This window comes from Pseudomonas sp. NPDC087029, from assembly GCF_044745345.1.
In the GTDB taxonomy this organism is placed as follows: Bacteria; Pseudomonadota; Gammaproteobacteria; order Pseudomonadales; family Pseudomonadaceae; genus Aquipseudomonas; species Aquipseudomonas faucium.
In genome coordinates this window covers 105,997-119,729 of sequence record NZ_JBIVAB010000014.1, presented here as the reverse complement: position 1 = coordinate 119,729, position 13,733 = coordinate 105,997, and the positions used below count along the sequence as shown (strand labels likewise).

Annotated in this window: 12 protein-coding genes; 1 reads left to right on the top strand and 11 read right to left on the bottom strand. The window is 65.1% G+C overall.

The window, feature by feature from the left end; all coding sequences use genetic code 11:
• Positions 1-53: 53 nt before the first annotated feature.
• Entirely contained in the window at positions 54-980 is a 927-nt protein-coding gene (locus tag ACIPG5_RS20365) for a LysR family transcriptional regulator (protein WP_401377604.1), read from the bottom strand.
• Between the two features lie 139 nt (positions 981-1,119).
• Here ACIPG5_RS20365 and ACIPG5_RS20360 point away from each other — a divergent pair, with 139 nt between their 5' ends.
• Entirely contained in the window at positions 1,120-2,349 is a 1,230-nt protein-coding gene (locus tag ACIPG5_RS20360) for an acyl-CoA dehydrogenase (protein ID WP_176513197.1), read from the top strand.
• A gap of 53 nt (positions 2,350-2,402) precedes the next feature.
• On the opposite strand, the gene ACIPG5_RS20355 is transcribed toward ACIPG5_RS20360, so the two are convergent.
• The 10 genes from ACIPG5_RS20355 to ACIPG5_RS20310 all read right to left on the bottom strand — a co-directional run bounded on the left by ACIPG5_RS20355 (position 2,403) and on the right by ACIPG5_RS20310 (position 13,566).
• Positions 2,403-3,626, bottom strand: a complete 1,224-nt coding sequence (locus ACIPG5_RS20355; protein ID WP_401377601.1) for an MFS transporter — start codon at positions 3,624-3,626, stop codon at positions 2,403-2,405.
• 180 nt (positions 3,627-3,806) lie between these two features.
• Positions 3,807-4,862 carry a TerC family protein gene (locus ACIPG5_RS20350; protein ID WP_401377599.1) on the bottom strand — a complete coding sequence of 352 codons (1,056 nt, stop codon included), beginning with the start codon at positions 4,860-4,862 and terminating at the stop codon, positions 3,807-3,809.
• Between the two features lie 162 nt (positions 4,863-5,024).
• Positions 5,025-6,035, bottom strand: a complete 1,011-nt coding sequence (locus ACIPG5_RS20345) for a methionine ABC transporter ATP-binding protein (RefSeq protein ID WP_401377596.1) — start codon at positions 6,033-6,035, stop codon at positions 5,025-5,027.
• A gap of 18 nt (positions 6,036-6,053) precedes the next feature.
• The gene (locus tag ACIPG5_RS20340) at positions 6,054-6,833 is read right to left on the bottom strand and encodes a MetQ/NlpA family ABC transporter substrate-binding protein (protein WP_401377593.1); all 780 of its coding nucleotides are present in this window, start codon (positions 6,831-6,833) and stop codon (positions 6,054-6,056) included.
• Between the two features lie 25 nt (positions 6,834-6,858).
• Complete coding sequence (locus tag ACIPG5_RS20335) at positions 6,859-7,524, bottom strand: methionine ABC transporter permease (protein ID WP_236237997.1); 666 nt, start codon at positions 7,522-7,524, stop codon at positions 6,859-6,861.
• Entirely contained in the window at positions 7,521-8,894 is a 1,374-nt protein-coding gene (locus ACIPG5_RS20330) for an LLM class flavin-dependent oxidoreductase (protein WP_401377589.1), read from the bottom strand. The genes ACIPG5_RS20335 and ACIPG5_RS20330 overlap by 4 nt, the downstream gene beginning before the upstream one ends.
• A 10-nt stretch (positions 8,895-8,904) precedes the next feature.
• Positions 8,905-10,128, bottom strand: coding sequence for an SfnB family sulfur acquisition oxidoreductase (locus ACIPG5_RS20325; protein ID WP_401377586.1), 1,224 nt, complete (start codon positions 10,126-10,128; stop codon positions 8,905-8,907).
• A 182-nt stretch (positions 10,129-10,310) separates the two neighbouring features.
• Complete coding sequence (locus tag ACIPG5_RS20320) at positions 10,311-11,618, bottom strand: substrate-binding domain-containing protein (protein ID WP_401377583.1); 1,308 nt, start codon at positions 11,616-11,618, stop codon at positions 10,311-10,313.
• Between the two features lie 173 nt (positions 11,619-11,791).
• A complete protein-coding gene (locus ACIPG5_RS20315) occupies positions 11,792-12,304 on the bottom strand; it encodes a nuclear transport factor 2 family protein (RefSeq protein ID WP_176518078.1) in 513 nt (170 codons plus the stop codon).
• 152 nt (positions 12,305-12,456) lie between these two features.
• Complete coding sequence (locus ACIPG5_RS20310) at positions 12,457-13,566, bottom strand: amidase (RefSeq protein ID WP_176518079.1); 1,110 nt, start codon at positions 13,564-13,566, stop codon at positions 12,457-12,459.
• Positions 13,567-13,733 lie beyond the last annotated feature (167 nt).

The window sequence follows — 13,733 nt, the reverse complement described above, 5'->3', positions numbered from 1 at the left end:
GGGGTTGGGTGGAGAAAATTTTTCTCCTTTAAGTCAGCCAGGTAGAAATTAATTCAAGCTGGCGCCAATGCCCGTTCTTCTTCGGCCACCACCCGCTCGCACAACTCGATGATCTGCTCGCGCATCCAGCGGTTGGCCGGGTCCTGGTCGGTGCTTTCGTGCCAGTACAGGTGGGTTTCCAGCGGCGGCACGTCAACCGGCAGCGGGTGGTAGCGCAACTGATGGCGGCGGGCGAAGCGTTCGGGCACGGTCATCGCCATGTCGGTCTGCTGCAGCACCTGGGAGGCCATCAGGTAGTGCTGCGAGCGCAGGGCGACCTTGCGCTGCACGCCCATCTTGCCCAGCGCCAGGTCGACGTAGCCCAGGCCGTTGCGGCGGCTGGAGATATGGATGTGGGTCATGCCCAGGTAGGTATCGAGGGTGAGCTTGGCGTCGGCCAGCGGGTGGCCCGGGCGCAGGGCGCAGACGTAGCGGTCGTGGATGAGCTTGACATGACGCACCTGCGGGTCGGTGTTCAGCGGCGCGTCGACGGCGAAGTCCAGGCGCCCGGCGGCCAGCTCCTTGGTGGTTTCTCGGCGCTTGCACAGAAAGCTTTCGATCAGCACCGACGGGGCCAGGCGGCGCAGGCGCTGGAACAGCGGCGGCAGGATCACCGCCTCGGTGAGGTCGGTCATGCTGATGCGGAAGGTCTTGTTGGCTTGCTGCGGGTTGAAGATGCGGCTTTCCTGCACCGAGGTGCGCAGCAGCGCCAGGGCGTTGCGCACCGGGCCGATGATGTTCTGCGCCATGGGCGTGGGCACCATGCCCTGGGCGGTGCGCACGAACAGCGGGTCGTTGAAGGTTTCGCGCAACCGCGACAGCGCGTTGGACACCGCAGGTTGGGTGATGCCGACGATTTGCCCGGCGCGGGTCAGGTTGGCTTCGGTGTAGATCGCGTCGAAGACGATGAACAGGTTGAGGTCGACCTTGCTGAGGTTCATGGGCGCCGCTCTTTGTTGGAATTATCGGCCGATCATATATCGGTTATGAATGTTTATACACGTAGAAAATAGACTAGGTGGATTGAGTCCGGCTGCTCTAGGCTCTGCCCATGTACTTCCAACCGTGAAGGTAGCCCCGATGGATTTCGCCTATTCGCCCAAGGTCCAGGCACTGCGCGAGCGTGTCACCGCGTTCATGGACGCCTATGTCTACCCCGCAGAAGCGGTGTTCGAGCGCCAGGTCGCCGAAGGTGACCGCTGGCAGCCCACCGCGATCATGGAGGAGCTCAAGGCCAAGGCCCAGGCCGAGGGCCTGTGGAACCTGTTCTTGCCCGAGTCGGAATACGGCGCCGGCCTGAGCAACCTGGAATACGCGCCGCTGGCGGAAATCATGGGCCGCTCGCTGCTAGGGCCGGAGCCATTCAATTGCTCGGCGCCCGACACCGGCAACATGGAGGTGCTGGTGCGCTATGGCAGCCCAGCACAGAAGCAGCAGTGGCTGGAGCCGCTGCTGCGCGGCGAGATCCGCTCGGCATTCGCCATGACCGAACCGGACGTGGCCTCCTCGGACGCCACCAACATGGCCGCCACCGCCGTGCGAGAGGGTGACGAGTGGGTGATCAATGGCCGCAAGTGGTGGACCTCCGGCGCATGCGACCCGCGCTGCAAGGTGATGATCTTCATGGGCCTGTCCAACCCTGATGGCCCGCGCCACCAGCAGCATTCGATGGTGCTGGTGCCGACCGATGCGCCAGGCGTGAAGATCGTCCGGCCGCTGCCGGTGTTCGGCTACGACGACGCACCGCACGGCCACGCCGAAGTGCTGTTCGAGAACGTGCGCGTACCTTACGACAACGTGATCCTCGGTGAGGGCCGCGGCTTCGAGATTGCCCAGGGCCGCCTGGGGCCGGGCCGCATTCACCACTGCATGCGCTCGATCGGCATGGCCGAACGCGCGCTGGAATTGATGTGCAAGCGCGCCGTCTCCCGCACCGCCTTCGGCCGCCCGCTGGCGCGACTGGGGGGCAACGTCGACAAGATCGCCGACTCGCGCATGGAAATCGACATGGCGCGGCTGTTGACGCTGAAGGCGGCGTACATGATGGACACGGCCGGCAACAAGGTCGCCCGCAGCGAAATCGCGCAGATCAAGGTGGTGGCGCCGAACGTGGCCTTGAAGGTGATCGACCGGGCGATCCAGATGCATGGCGGGGCAGGGGTGAGCGGCGACTTCCCGTTGGCGTACATGTATGCCATGCAGCGCACCTTGCGGCTGGCGGATGGGCCGGATGAAGTGCATCGGGCGGCGATCGGCAAATATGAGATTGGCAAGTATGTGCCGGCGCAGATGATGCGTAGCGGGCGGTAGTTGCTGCTGATTCCTTTGCGGGGCAGGCGCAAGGCTTGTCCCGCATTGCTGGTTCAGAACTCTTTCTGAGCAGTCTTTTCGCAGTTTCTGTAGGTGCTGGTAGTGAACAGCACAATCACTGAAACCAGCGCCAGCGCTCCCCAGCCATAGGCATAGGTGCCAAGGCTGTCTCGCGATAGGCCAATGATCGGCGGTATCAGTACTACGGAAACCTGATTGGCTGTCATGGCCATCCCCAGCGCGAAACCCTTGCGATCTTCGGGAGCAGTCTCTGCTATATAGGCCACCCAAGGGCCATACCAGCCGTAGGCAAAGAAGCCCGTCACCGCCATGAAAGCACTCAGGATTGCCAGGTTCTGGGTTTGCAGAAAGGGTAAAACTACCAAGATGGCGGTTACCGCGCCCAGGCAAGTCATCACGGGGTAGTACCGTCCAGCCTTGCAACGGTCGCTCCAGGCCGCCAGGATAATTCTGCCCGCGATACCGGCTCCCAGCACCACGAAGAACAGCATGGCGGCAACGGAATTTTCAAGGCCTAGCGAAGTGTGGAGGTATAACACCAGAAACACCGAAATGGCGTACTGGGAGGCGGTAAGGCTGGCACCAGACAACATGATCTTTCTCATGGAAGGGTGCGATGCCATCGACAGTCGTGACAGCGCCGCCAACTTCAGATCGATCGGTTTTTTTGCAATGCGGGGTTGTGTTTGGGGTGTTTTGTATAGCGCCATGAATACAAGCGCACCAAACAAGGCGATCAGCCCGCCCGCGAGGAAAGCTGCATGAACCGAATAGTGGATGGCAATGAATGGAAGCAGCAGTGCAGCCATTGCGCCGCCAAGGGGCAGTCCGGCTTGTCGTATACCCATGGCGAAACCTAGCTGGTTTCCTTTGAACCAATTGGAGACGGACTTGCTCCCCCCGGGTTGGGCAGTGCTGTAACCGAAGCCTAACAGGATGAGCGCTATAAGCAGTTGCGCATAGGCGTCAGCCAGCGCCGCCGCGCACAGCGAGGCGCCCACGATCAACGTGCCAATGCCTACAACAAAGCGCTCGCTGTATCTGTCCAGCAGCTCGCCTGCAATCAGAAGGCCAGCCAGCGGGATCAATTGCGCAGCGGAAATCAGCAGGCCTATTTGCCAGTCGCTGAGGCTCATCTCGGACTTGACATTCGATGCGATGGAACCGAAGCCCTGGACGAAGAAGCAGGCACAGGCTTGAGCGAATATGGCTGTAACCAAGATCACCCATCGATAGGGATTATTAAGGGTATCCAACTGCCTGGTCTCATTCCGAGGGGTGGGAATGAGAAAGTAGGAATTCGGAGAGGGGTAGTCAATCTTTTATAATGTAGGGTTTTTCTTCTTATGATATGAGAGTAGTAAAGGCCGCTTTAGAAAAACAAATCACGCATGGTTGGTAGCCATGCGTGATTCTTGATGGGGCACTTCGAAGGTTCAAGTCCGCAACTCGGGATCCTTTTCCTTCACCTGAGGCGCAGCGTTTTCGCTCACTATCGATTCATCTTCCACCGCCGGTTTTTCTCCCCGTGTCGTGATCAACGAAACCACCACCCCACCCAGCAACAACCCGAACGTCACCCCCAACGACAATAGCGCCGGCACCTTGCCGACCATGCCGTGGTAGAAGATCTTGCAGCCAATGAAGATCAGCACCAAGGCCAGCGCATACTTGAGATACACAAACCGGTGCATCAACGCCGAAAGCGCAAAGTACAGCGAGCGCAAGCCCAGGATGGCGAAGATGTTCGAGGTGTAGACGATGAACGGGTCCTGGGTAATGGCGAAGATCGCCGGCACGCTGTCGACGGCGAATACCAGGTCGGCCAACTCGATCAGCACCAGCGCCAGGAACAAGGGCGTGGCATAGCGCAATGCCTTGCTCTGGCCCGGCGGGGTAAGGCGCACGAAGAAGTGCGCGCCGTGGATCTGGTCGGTGACGCGGATGTGCCGGCGGACGAACTTGAGGATCGGGTTGTTGGCCAGGTCCGGGTGGCTGTCTTCTTTGGACAGGGCCATCTTCACCCCGGTGAACAGCAGGAAGGCGCCGAAGATATAGAGCACCCATTCGAAGTTCTGCACCAGCGTTGCGCCCACGCCGATCATGATCGCGCGCAGGAACACCACGCCGAGGATGCCCCAGAACAGCACCCGGTGCTGGTAGCGGCGGGGGATGGCGAAGAAGCCGAAGATCATCGCCATGACGAACACGTTGTCCATCGACAGCGACTGCTCCACCAGGAACCCGGTGTAGAACTCCAGCGCCGACTGCGCGCCCAGCTCGTACCAGACCCAGGCGCCGAACAGCACGCCGACGCTGAAATAGCCTGAATACAGCAGCAGGCTCTCGCGCATTTCGATTTCGCGGTGCTGGCGGTGCAGCACGCCCAGGTCGAGCACCAGCAAGGCAATGACGATGGTGAGAAACACCAGCCACAACCAGGTGCTGGTGCCGAGCAAAGGTGAAGTGAGGAATGTCTGCAGAGCTGTCATGAGCCCCTCCTTGAATGTCGACGTTGCATGGCAACAGTGATCCGACATGGCGGCGCGGTTGCCGTCAGAGGGGCCCGGTATCACGTGGATTTGAGCCTAGACCCAATAAAGCGTGATGCCGAATGGCGCGATGTTACAAAACTTTGCCTGCCAGGGCGGCGGTCAATGCACCCACTGCGCCCGGTCGGCAATGGCTTGCGCCCGTTGCAGCAGTTCGCCAGCACCAGCCTCACCGGCCACCGCCAGGCGTAGCCTGCCCAAGGCCCGGCCCTGTATGCGCTCGATCGAACCTTCAAGCAGGCGCACCTGCGAGCCCAGGGCGGTGGCCAGCAACCCCAGGTCCGGCTCGATGCCTTTCTCTCCAGTGAAATGCAGCTCCAGGTGCGCCTCGTCCGTGGCCTGGCGCGGGCGCTCGTGGCTGCCCAGCAGCAACTGGCTGACCGCATGCTGCGGCGCCCCGAACACCTGCCACACCTCGCCCTGTTCGACCACGCTGCCGTGCTCCAGCACGGCCACGCGGTCGCACAGGTCGCGGATCACTTCCATCTCGTGGGTGATCAGCACGATGGTCAGGCCCAACCGCTGGTTGATGTCGCGCAGCAGCGCAAGGATGGCGCGGGTGCTTTGCGGGTCGAGGGCCGAGGTGGCCTCGTCGCACAGCAGGATGTCCGGTTGCAGCACCAGCGCACGGGCAATGCCTACCCGCTGTTTCTGCCCGCCCGACAGCTGCGCCGGGTAGGCATTGGCCCGCTCGGCAAGGCCGACCAGTTGCAACAGCTCGCTGACCCTGCGGGCGCGCTCCGGCGCCGGCACACCGGCCATCTGCATCGGCAGCGCGACGTTATCGGCGACCGTGCGGCTGGCCAGCAGGTTGAAGTGCTGGAAGATCATCGCCACCTTGCGCCGCAAGTTACGAAGGCCGGCAGTCCCCAGCGTGGCGATGTCCTCGCCGTCGAGCAGCACCTGCCCGTCACTGGGCGTTTCCAGGCGGTTGAGCAAGCGCAGCAGGGTGGACTTGCCCGCGCCACTGCGGCCGATGATGCCGAACACCTCACCGCGGCGGATGTGCAGGTCGATGCCTTGCAGCGCCGGCAGATCGCCATAGCGTTTGTGCACCCCGCGCACTTGCAGTTGCGCGGTTGCAGCCAGAACTTCTTGGGGAAAGCGGGTCATGGGTGACGTTCTCGCTGGTCAGAAACCCGGGGCGATCTGCCCTTTGTAGCGGGTCAGGATGAAGTTGCGAACCTCTGGCGAATTCAGCGCCTTGGCCAGTTTCTGCAGGCCTTCGTCGTGCAGGTTGTCCGGGCGGGCCACCAGGTATTCGACGTACAGGTCCTTGCCCTTTTCGACGATCAGCGCGCTGCTGGTATCGATGCCGGCTTCCAGGGCGTAGTTGGCGAAGACGAACGCCAGGTCCACCTGCTTCACCGAGCGCGCCAGCATGGCGCCTTCCAGTTCGCGGATCTTCAAGTGGTGCGGGTTGGCGGTGATGTCGCGCTGGGTCGACTGCGGGTTGCTTGGCTCCTTGAGGCCGATCAGCCCGGCTTCGGCCAGCAGCACCAGGGCCCGGCCGGTGTTCACCGGGTCGTTGGGGATGGCCACGCTGGCGCCATCGGGCAGCTCGGTGATGCGCTTGTACTTGGCCGAATAGGCGCCGAACGGCTCGATGTGCACGCCGACCACCGGCACCAGGTCGGTGTGGCGAGTCTTGTTGAAGTCATCGAGGAACGGGCGGTACTGGTAGTAGTTGGCGTCCAGGTTCTTCTGCGCCAGTTGCAGGTTGGGCTGGATGAAGTCGTTGAACACCTTGATGTCCAGGTCGACGCCTTCCTTGGCCAGGGTGGGTTTGACGAACTCGAGGATCTCGGCGTGGGGTACCGGGGTGGCGCCGACCACCAGGTGCTCGGCCGCGTGCGCGGCGAAGCTGTTGGCGGCGATGAGGGTGGCAAGGGCAGCAAGGGTCTTTTTCATGGCAGTGTCCTGAAAGGGTTTGGAGTCAGCGTCGGGTGAAATGCCGAACAAGGCGGTCGCCGCCCATCTGCAGCGCCTGCACCAGCACGATCAGCAGCAGCACGGTGACCACCATCACGTCGGTCTGGAAGCGTTGATAGCCAAAGCGGATGGCCAGGTCGCCCAGGCCGCCGCCACCGATCACCCCGGCCATGGCGGTGTAGTCCACCAGCACGATGGCCGTGACGGTGACGGCTGCGAGCAGCCCGGTGCGGGCCTCGGGCAGCAGGGTGTGCCAGATGATCTGGCGGATGCTGCCGCCCATGGCCTGGCTGGCTTCGACCAGGCCCCGGTCGACTTCACGCAGGGCGGTTTCCACCAGCCGCGCGAAGAACGGCGTGCAGCCCACCACCAGCGGCGGGATGGTGCCGCGCACCCCCAGCGAGGTGCCGGTGAGCACGGTGGTGAGCGGGATCAGCACGATCAGCAGGATGATGAACGGCAGCGAGCGCAGCACGTTGACCAGCGCCGACAGCACGCGATACAGCGGCGCATTGGCCAGCAGCTGGCGTTGCCCGGTGAGGTACAGCAGCACCCCCAGCGGCAGCCCGAACAGCACCGTGAAGCCCAGCGCGGCGCCGAGCATGCTCAGCGTGTCGATGCAGGCCTGGAGGATTTCCGCCCAGTCCAGGTTCGCCAGCAGCTCGTTCATCGCCGTGCCTCCTGGCGCAGCGTCGCCACCGGATGCGGCGCGCGCAGGCGGTCGCCCTGGCCGAACAGTTTGTTGCGCAGCGTACCTTGGGCGTATTCGCGCTTGAACAGCCCGCGCGCCTGCAGCTCCGGCACCAGCAGGTCGACCACGGCGGTGAAGGTTTCCGGGGCCACCACGCTGGCCAGGTTGAAGCCATCGACATCGGTGTCCTCGACCCATACCTGCAACTGGTCGGCCACGGTCTGCGCCGACCCGACCAGCACCGGGCCGTCGCCACCGATGGCGCAGTAGTCGGCGATCTCGGCGGCGGTCCAGGTACGCGAAGGGTCGGCCCGGGTGAATGCCTCGACGACGGACTGGATAGCTTCGCTTGGGACTTCGCGCAGCACCTGGCCCGGTTCCAGCTTGGCAAAGTCGATGCCGGTCCAGCCCGACATCAGGGTCAAGGCGCCCGTGGCGCTGGCGTATTCGCGGTACTCGCGCAGCAAGGCCAGGGCAGCTTCATCGGTTGGCGCGACGATCACCGTCAGTTGCTCGAAGACCAGCACGCTGTCGGCCGCCCGGCCCGCTGCGACGGCGGCCGTGCGCAATTCGGCGACCTGCTTTTTCAATACTGCGCGGGTTGGCGCTGCGACGAACACGCATTCGGCGTTGCCGGCGGCGAACGCCCGGCCACGGCTGGAGGCGCCGGCCTGGTAGAGCACCGGCGTGCGCTGCGGCGATGGCTCGCTGAGGTGAAAACCGGGCACCTTGAAGTAGGTGCCTTCATGCTCGATGCCATGCACCTTGCGCGGGTCGGCGTACACCCCGCTGGCCCGGTCGGCGCACACCGCATCGTCTTCCCAGCTGGTTTCCCAGAGCTTGTAGCAGACCTGCAGGTATTCCTCGGCCAGGGCGTAGCGCTGGTCGTGGCTCAACTGGTCGCGCTGGCCGAGGTTGCGTGCGCCGCTGGCCAGGTACGAGGTGACGATGTTCCAGCCGGCGCGGCCTTGGGTCAGGTGGTCCAGCGTGCTCATGCGCCGGGCGAACGGGAACGGGTGCTCGAACGACACCGAGGCGGTCACGCCAAAACCCAGGTGGCGGGTGGCGGCGGCCATGGCCGGCACCAGTTGCAGCGGGTCGTTGACCGGCACCTGGGCGGCGTTGGCCAAGGCCGCGTCGGCGCTGGCGCCATATACGTCGTACACGCCCAGCACGTCGGCGATGAACAGGCCGTCGATGCAGCCGCGCTCCAGGGTTTGGGCCAGCTCCACCCAGTAGTGGATATCGGTGTAGCGCGTGGCCTGGTCGCGCGGGTGGCGCCACAAGCCCGGCGACAGGTGGCCGACGGTGTTCATGGCGAAGGCGTTGAGGCGAATCTGCTTGGTCATGGCGCGGGCCTCAGTTCCAGTCGTGGCGGGCCGGCTTGATGCCGTTCAAGGCCCAGTTGCCGACCAGGTGGTACTTCCAGCGCACCGGGTCGTGCAGGGTGTGCACGCGGGCGTTGCGCCAGTGACGGTCGAAGTTGTGGCGGGTCAGCGAAGAGCGCGTGCCGCCCAGCTCGAACAGGCGGTTGCTGGCTTCGATGGCCGCTTCGGTGGTCAGCACCTTGGCCTTGGCCACGGCCAGCGAGGCGGCGGCGACGTTGTCTTCGTCGGGCGCGGGCTTGGCCTTGTCCATGACCCAGCCGGCACGTTCGAGCAGGGCCTCGGCGGCCTCCTGGCGGATCTCCAGGGAACCGACCTGGATGATCGTCAGCGGGTCATCGCTGGCGCGCTCGACCTTGGCATCGATCCACGGGCGGGCGTGCTCGCGGACGAAGACGATGGTGTCGTCCAGCGCTGCCCGGCCGATGCCGGCATCGATCGCGGCGGTGGTCAGCTGGGCGAACGGGCCGGCCAGGGTCGGGCCTTCATAGGAGCGGTAGCTGGGGAACAGGTTGAAGGCCGGCACGCGCAGGCCGTCGAGCAGTACCGTGCCGCTGGAGGTGGTGCGCTGGCCCATGCTGCTCCAGTCGTCGACGATCACCAGCCCAGGGGTGCCGCGCTGGACGAAGGCGAGCTGGCCACGGCCCTGCTCGTCGAGGGCCAGCACGCCGAGCCAGTGGGCGTACAGCGAGCCGGTGCAATAGCCTTTGCGCCCGTCGATGCGGTAGCCATCACCTTCGGCGACCAGGCGGGTGCTGATGTCCTGCACGGTCTTGCCGCCGGTTTCGGAAAGGGCGTTGGCGAAGCGGTTGCCTTTCAAGGCCAGGTCGAAGAAGAAACGCTTCTGCGCATCGCTGCCTTGTAGGCGGATGTCTTCGAGCAGGCAGTAGTGGTTCTGCGGGATCTGGCCGAGCGAAGGGTCGGCGGCAGAGACGATGGCGATCACCTGCGCCAGGGTGGCGAAGGACACTTCGGCGCCGCCGTACTCACGGGGCACGGTGATGCCCCACAGGCCACTGTTGGAGTAGGCATCGACGATATCGGCGGGCACCGCGCGGTTGCGGTCGCGCTCGGCGGCGCCTTCGCGCAGCAGGGCGGCGACGCGGTGGGCGATGGCGATGGCTTCGTCGTCGTCGGCGATCAGGTGGGCGTTGGGGTGGCGGATGTCGTAGTGCGCAGAGACGCTTTCAGTCGGCATGTTGACCTCGGAGACTGGATGGTTGAATCCATGTCTGCAGGGCTCATGCCAGAATCAAATGCCTTTGAAATCAGGCGATTGGCGCGAAAAACGCAGCCTTTGTGTTGCGCCGCACGAACAAGTGTTGAAGGGCTGTCTGCCGTGCAACAGTTCCCTCGGCAACACTGGCGCGGCTGTGCGCCTCAGTACACCCACACTTCGACCCGGCGATTGCGCAGGCGCCCTTGCTCAAGGTCGTTGCCCGCCACTGGCAACTCATCGCCCATGCCGGTCACTTGCAGCACTTCGACGCCATCGCGCGCCAGTTCACGGCGTACCGCCTGGGCCCGCAGGCGCGAGAGCAGGGCGGCGCGGCCTGGGGTTTCCTTGGGGTCGCCAAAGCCCACCAGCACGGCCTTGCTTTGCAGCTTGCCGGCCTGGCGCAGGTAGTCGGCTACCCGCTGCACATCGCGCAGGGCCTTGTTGTCGAGGCTCGCGCTGCCTTCCTGGAAGCGGAAGTTCACGCTCAGGCGCTGGGCCTGCTGGGCCAGGCTGCGGTAGCGCGGCGGCATGTCGGCCTGGGCCGGCACCGGCTGCGCATTGATCTGCTGGGACACGAAGCCCTGCTCGGCGACGATGGCCTGGCCGGCCGGGCTCTGCGCGAAGTCGGCCAGGGCCTTGGCCTGGGGCTTGGCGTTGGCCGGCAGGTAGAGGTAGAGGCGGCGCGACAGCGGGTAGTCCTCGCTGGCCACCAAGGGGCGCTCGGGCAGCATGGCCGGGGCGTCGCCTTCGGCGATGGCCAGCACCTTGGCACCGTGCACGGCCGCCAGGCTGCTGAAGCCGATGGCCTGGCGGTCGGCGAGCACTCGCGCAGCCAGCTCGTCGCTGGCCTCGAAGCGTTGCACTTGGGCTGCCAGCGTTGCCTGATGGGGCTCGAGCACCAGGGCCTTGAATGTCTCGAAGGTGCCGGAGCGGTCGTCGCGGGCATACAGGTGGATGGCGCCGCCGGCCACGCCGAGCTGCTCCCAGCGCTGGATCTGCCCGGCATAGATCTGCGCCAGTTGCTGGGTGCTCAATTGCGGCAAGGGGTTGTCCGGGTGGACGATCACCGCCACGCCGTCCAGGCCGATGACTTGCTCGGCGCGTGCCGCACGCAGGTCGCCGAGGGTCTTGAGCTGCTGCGCCTCGGCGTCGCTGATGGGGCGTGAGGAGGCCGCCAGGTCCGCATCGCCGCGGCCCAGGGCGGTGAACCCGGTGCTCGAACCGTGCGCCGCGATGTCGATGCGCAGCGCCTGGCCCTGGGCGTCGTGGGCGGTGATGACGGTCTCGTTGGCCAGCGCGCCGGGGCGTTGTTCGATGGCGCTGGCCTGTTGGGCGCGCAACTGCCCTTGCACCAGCGCCGGCATCAGGGCGGCACCGATGGTGTTGGAGCCCTGCACGCGCAGGTGGGCGGGTTCGGCAAGCGCCGTCAGGGGCAGCAGGGGAAGGAGCAGGAGCAGCAGGCGCAGCATGCCGGGCTACCTTTGGCATAGAGTTGCCCGGCAGATTACGACAGCGGCGTGACCGAAATGTGACGGTTGCGGCCCCATCGCCGGCAAGCCGGCTCCCACAGGTACACCACTGAGCCTGAGTGCTGTGGAGTATCTGTGGGAGCCGGCTTGCCGGCGATGGGGCCAGGGCGCTGTTACCGCTCAGGCACCGGCAGCGGCGCCTCGTCGTTCCAGGCGCTGACCGGCCGGCTGAATTGGTTTTCGGTCTGGAAGTGCGCCATCCGCCATTGCCCTTGTTCCAGGGCGAAGCGCACCGTCAGCCGCGCAGCATTCAGGTGCGAGGCGCCGTCGGCGAAGGTGCTGGTCTGCAGCATCACCCAGCGGCCCAGGCCCTGGTCGCCGTCGGCCTCGATCACTTCGCTGGTCAGAAAATGCACGTTCAAGGCGAAGTGCGCCGGGGTTTTCATGTAGGTGGCGAACATCGCCCGGATCGCTTCACGGCCACGGTAGCCGCCAAAGCTTGCGGCATACTTGGCCCCTTTGCCTTCCCACACGGCGTCGCGGGTGAACAGTTCGGCCAGTTCGTCCAGCGGGGTGCTGGCGTCGAGCTGATCGCACAGTTCCATGTAGCGGTTGATGCACACGCGGATCGCCTGCTGGCTTTCAAAACGCTGCAGGCGGGCGTGCAGTTCATGGGTATCGGGCATGGTATTCGGCTCTGGTTGTAGGAGCGGCCTTGTGTCGCGAAAGGGGCGCGAAGCGGCCCCAGGGTCTCATCGGCGCCACCTCGATTGCAGGGGGCCGCTTCGCAGCCCTTTCGCGACACAAGGCCGCTCCTACAGGAGGTAGCCAACTCGTTTCAGTAAAGGTTGAGCAACAACCGCTCGGCCACGGCCAGCAGCTTCTCGTCGGCGCCCTTGGCCGCCACCAGCTGCAGGCCGACCGGCAAGCCGGCGGCGCTGCCCAGGGGGATGCTCAGGGCCGGGTGCCCCGACAGGTTGAACGGGCGCACCAGCGACGTCATGCCCAGCACTGCACGGGTGTCGCCGGCCTCTTCGAGGCGCAGCGGAAAGTCGGGCATGGTCGGCAACGCCAGCACGTCAAAGCCAGCCAGGGCCTGGTCGACTTCCTCGGTGAAGCGCTGGCGCACGGCTTCAGCTTCGGCCAGCGCGCTGTCGCTGGTGGTGCCGGCCGCGGCCAGGCGCCCGGCGATGTCGGCGCCGACCTTGCCGGTTTCCAGCAGGTGGCCACAGCCCTCGAAGGTTTCGCGGTTGATCACCACCATGCCGGCGTCGTAGGCCGCGCCAAAGTGCTTGAGCTCGACGTTGCCCAGCGGCAGGCCACTGGCGCTCAGGGCGCCGTGCACCACCTTGTGGATGGCTGCCTCGGCGGTCACCCGCAGCACGCCGATGCGGGCCTTGGCCGGTACCTGGGCGGGCACGAACGTGGGGTCGATCATGCTCATGGCCCGTACCAGCATCGGCAGGCTGGCGGCGAACGGGCCGACGCAGTCCAGGCTGCTGTGCGCTGGCATCACGCCTTTGCGGCTGACCCGGCCAAAGGTCGGCTTGAAGCCGAACACGCCGCAGCAGCACGCCGGGATGCGCACCGAGCCACCGGTGTCGGTGCCCAGGCTGAAGTCGGCCAGGCCCGCCGCCACGGCCGCCGCCGAACCACTGGACGAGCCGCCGGGAATGCGCCCGGGGAAGCGCGGGTTGGCGGCGGTGCCGGTGTAGTGGTTGATGCCGGTGGTGCCGAACGCAAGCTCGTGCAGGCCCACCTTGCCGGTCAGGCGCGCGCCGTTGGCCAGCAGATGGCTGACCACCTCGGCATGCCGTTCGGCCAGCGGCGCGTGCTCCAGCGCCTGGCTCGAGGCGCGGGTGGCGGTACCGGCGACATCGAGCGTGTCCTTGACCATGACCCGGGGGCCGGCGCCGCCCAGGTCGAGGGTTTCTACGATTATTGTCATTTTTATTCAGCCTTGAAGGAGGGGATGCCGGGCACGGCCCAGCCGATAAAATGCGTTTCAATTACGTGAAATGTCAACTGAATATTCCAGTATTGTATGGTGCCTGCCGGTAGCCAAATGCGCACAAACGGCTATGATGGCGCGACTATTTCCGCACAAGTAGTGAA

Bases quoted from the DNA above. Each gene is read 5' to 3' on its own strand.
- ACIPG5_RS20365 (WP_401377604.1), bottom strand. From the start codon at position 980: ATGAACCTCAGCAAGGTCGACCTCAACCTGTTCATCGTCTTCGACGCG.
- ACIPG5_RS20360 (WP_176513197.1), top strand. From the start codon at position 1,120: ATGGATTTCGCCTATTCGCCCAAGGTCCAGGCACTGCGCGAGCGTGTC.
- ACIPG5_RS20350 (WP_401377599.1), bottom strand. From the start codon at position 4,862: ATGACAGCTCTGCAGACATTCCTCACTTCACCTTTGCTCGGCACCAGC.
- ACIPG5_RS20345 (WP_401377596.1), bottom strand. From the start codon at position 6,035: ATGACCCGCTTTCCCCAAGAAGTTCTGGCTGCAACCGCGCAACTGCAA.
- ACIPG5_RS20340 (WP_401377593.1), bottom strand. From the start codon at position 6,833: ATGAAAAAGACCCTTGCTGCCCTTGCCACCCTCATCGCCGCCAACAGC.
- ACIPG5_RS20335 (WP_236237997.1), bottom strand. From the start codon at position 7,524: ATGAACGAGCTGCTGGCGAACCTGGACTGGGCGGAAATCCTCCAGGCC.
- ACIPG5_RS20330 (WP_401377589.1), bottom strand. From the start codon at position 8,894: ATGACCAAGCAGATTCGCCTCAACGCCTTCGCCATGAACACCGTCGGC.
- ACIPG5_RS20325 (WP_401377586.1), bottom strand. From the start codon at position 10,128: ATGCCGACTGAAAGCGTCTCTGCGCACTACGACATCCGCCACCCCAAC.
- ACIPG5_RS20320 (WP_401377583.1), bottom strand. From the start codon at position 11,618: ATGCTGCGCCTGCTGCTCCTGCTCCTTCCCCTGCTGCCCCTGACGGCG.
- ACIPG5_RS20315 (WP_176518078.1), bottom strand. From the start codon at position 12,304: ATGCCCGATACCCATGAACTGCACGCCCGCCTGCAGCGTTTTGAAAGC.
- ACIPG5_RS20310 (WP_176518079.1), bottom strand. From the start codon at position 13,566: ATGACAATAATCGTAGAAACCCTCGACCTGGGCGGCGCCGGCCCCCGG.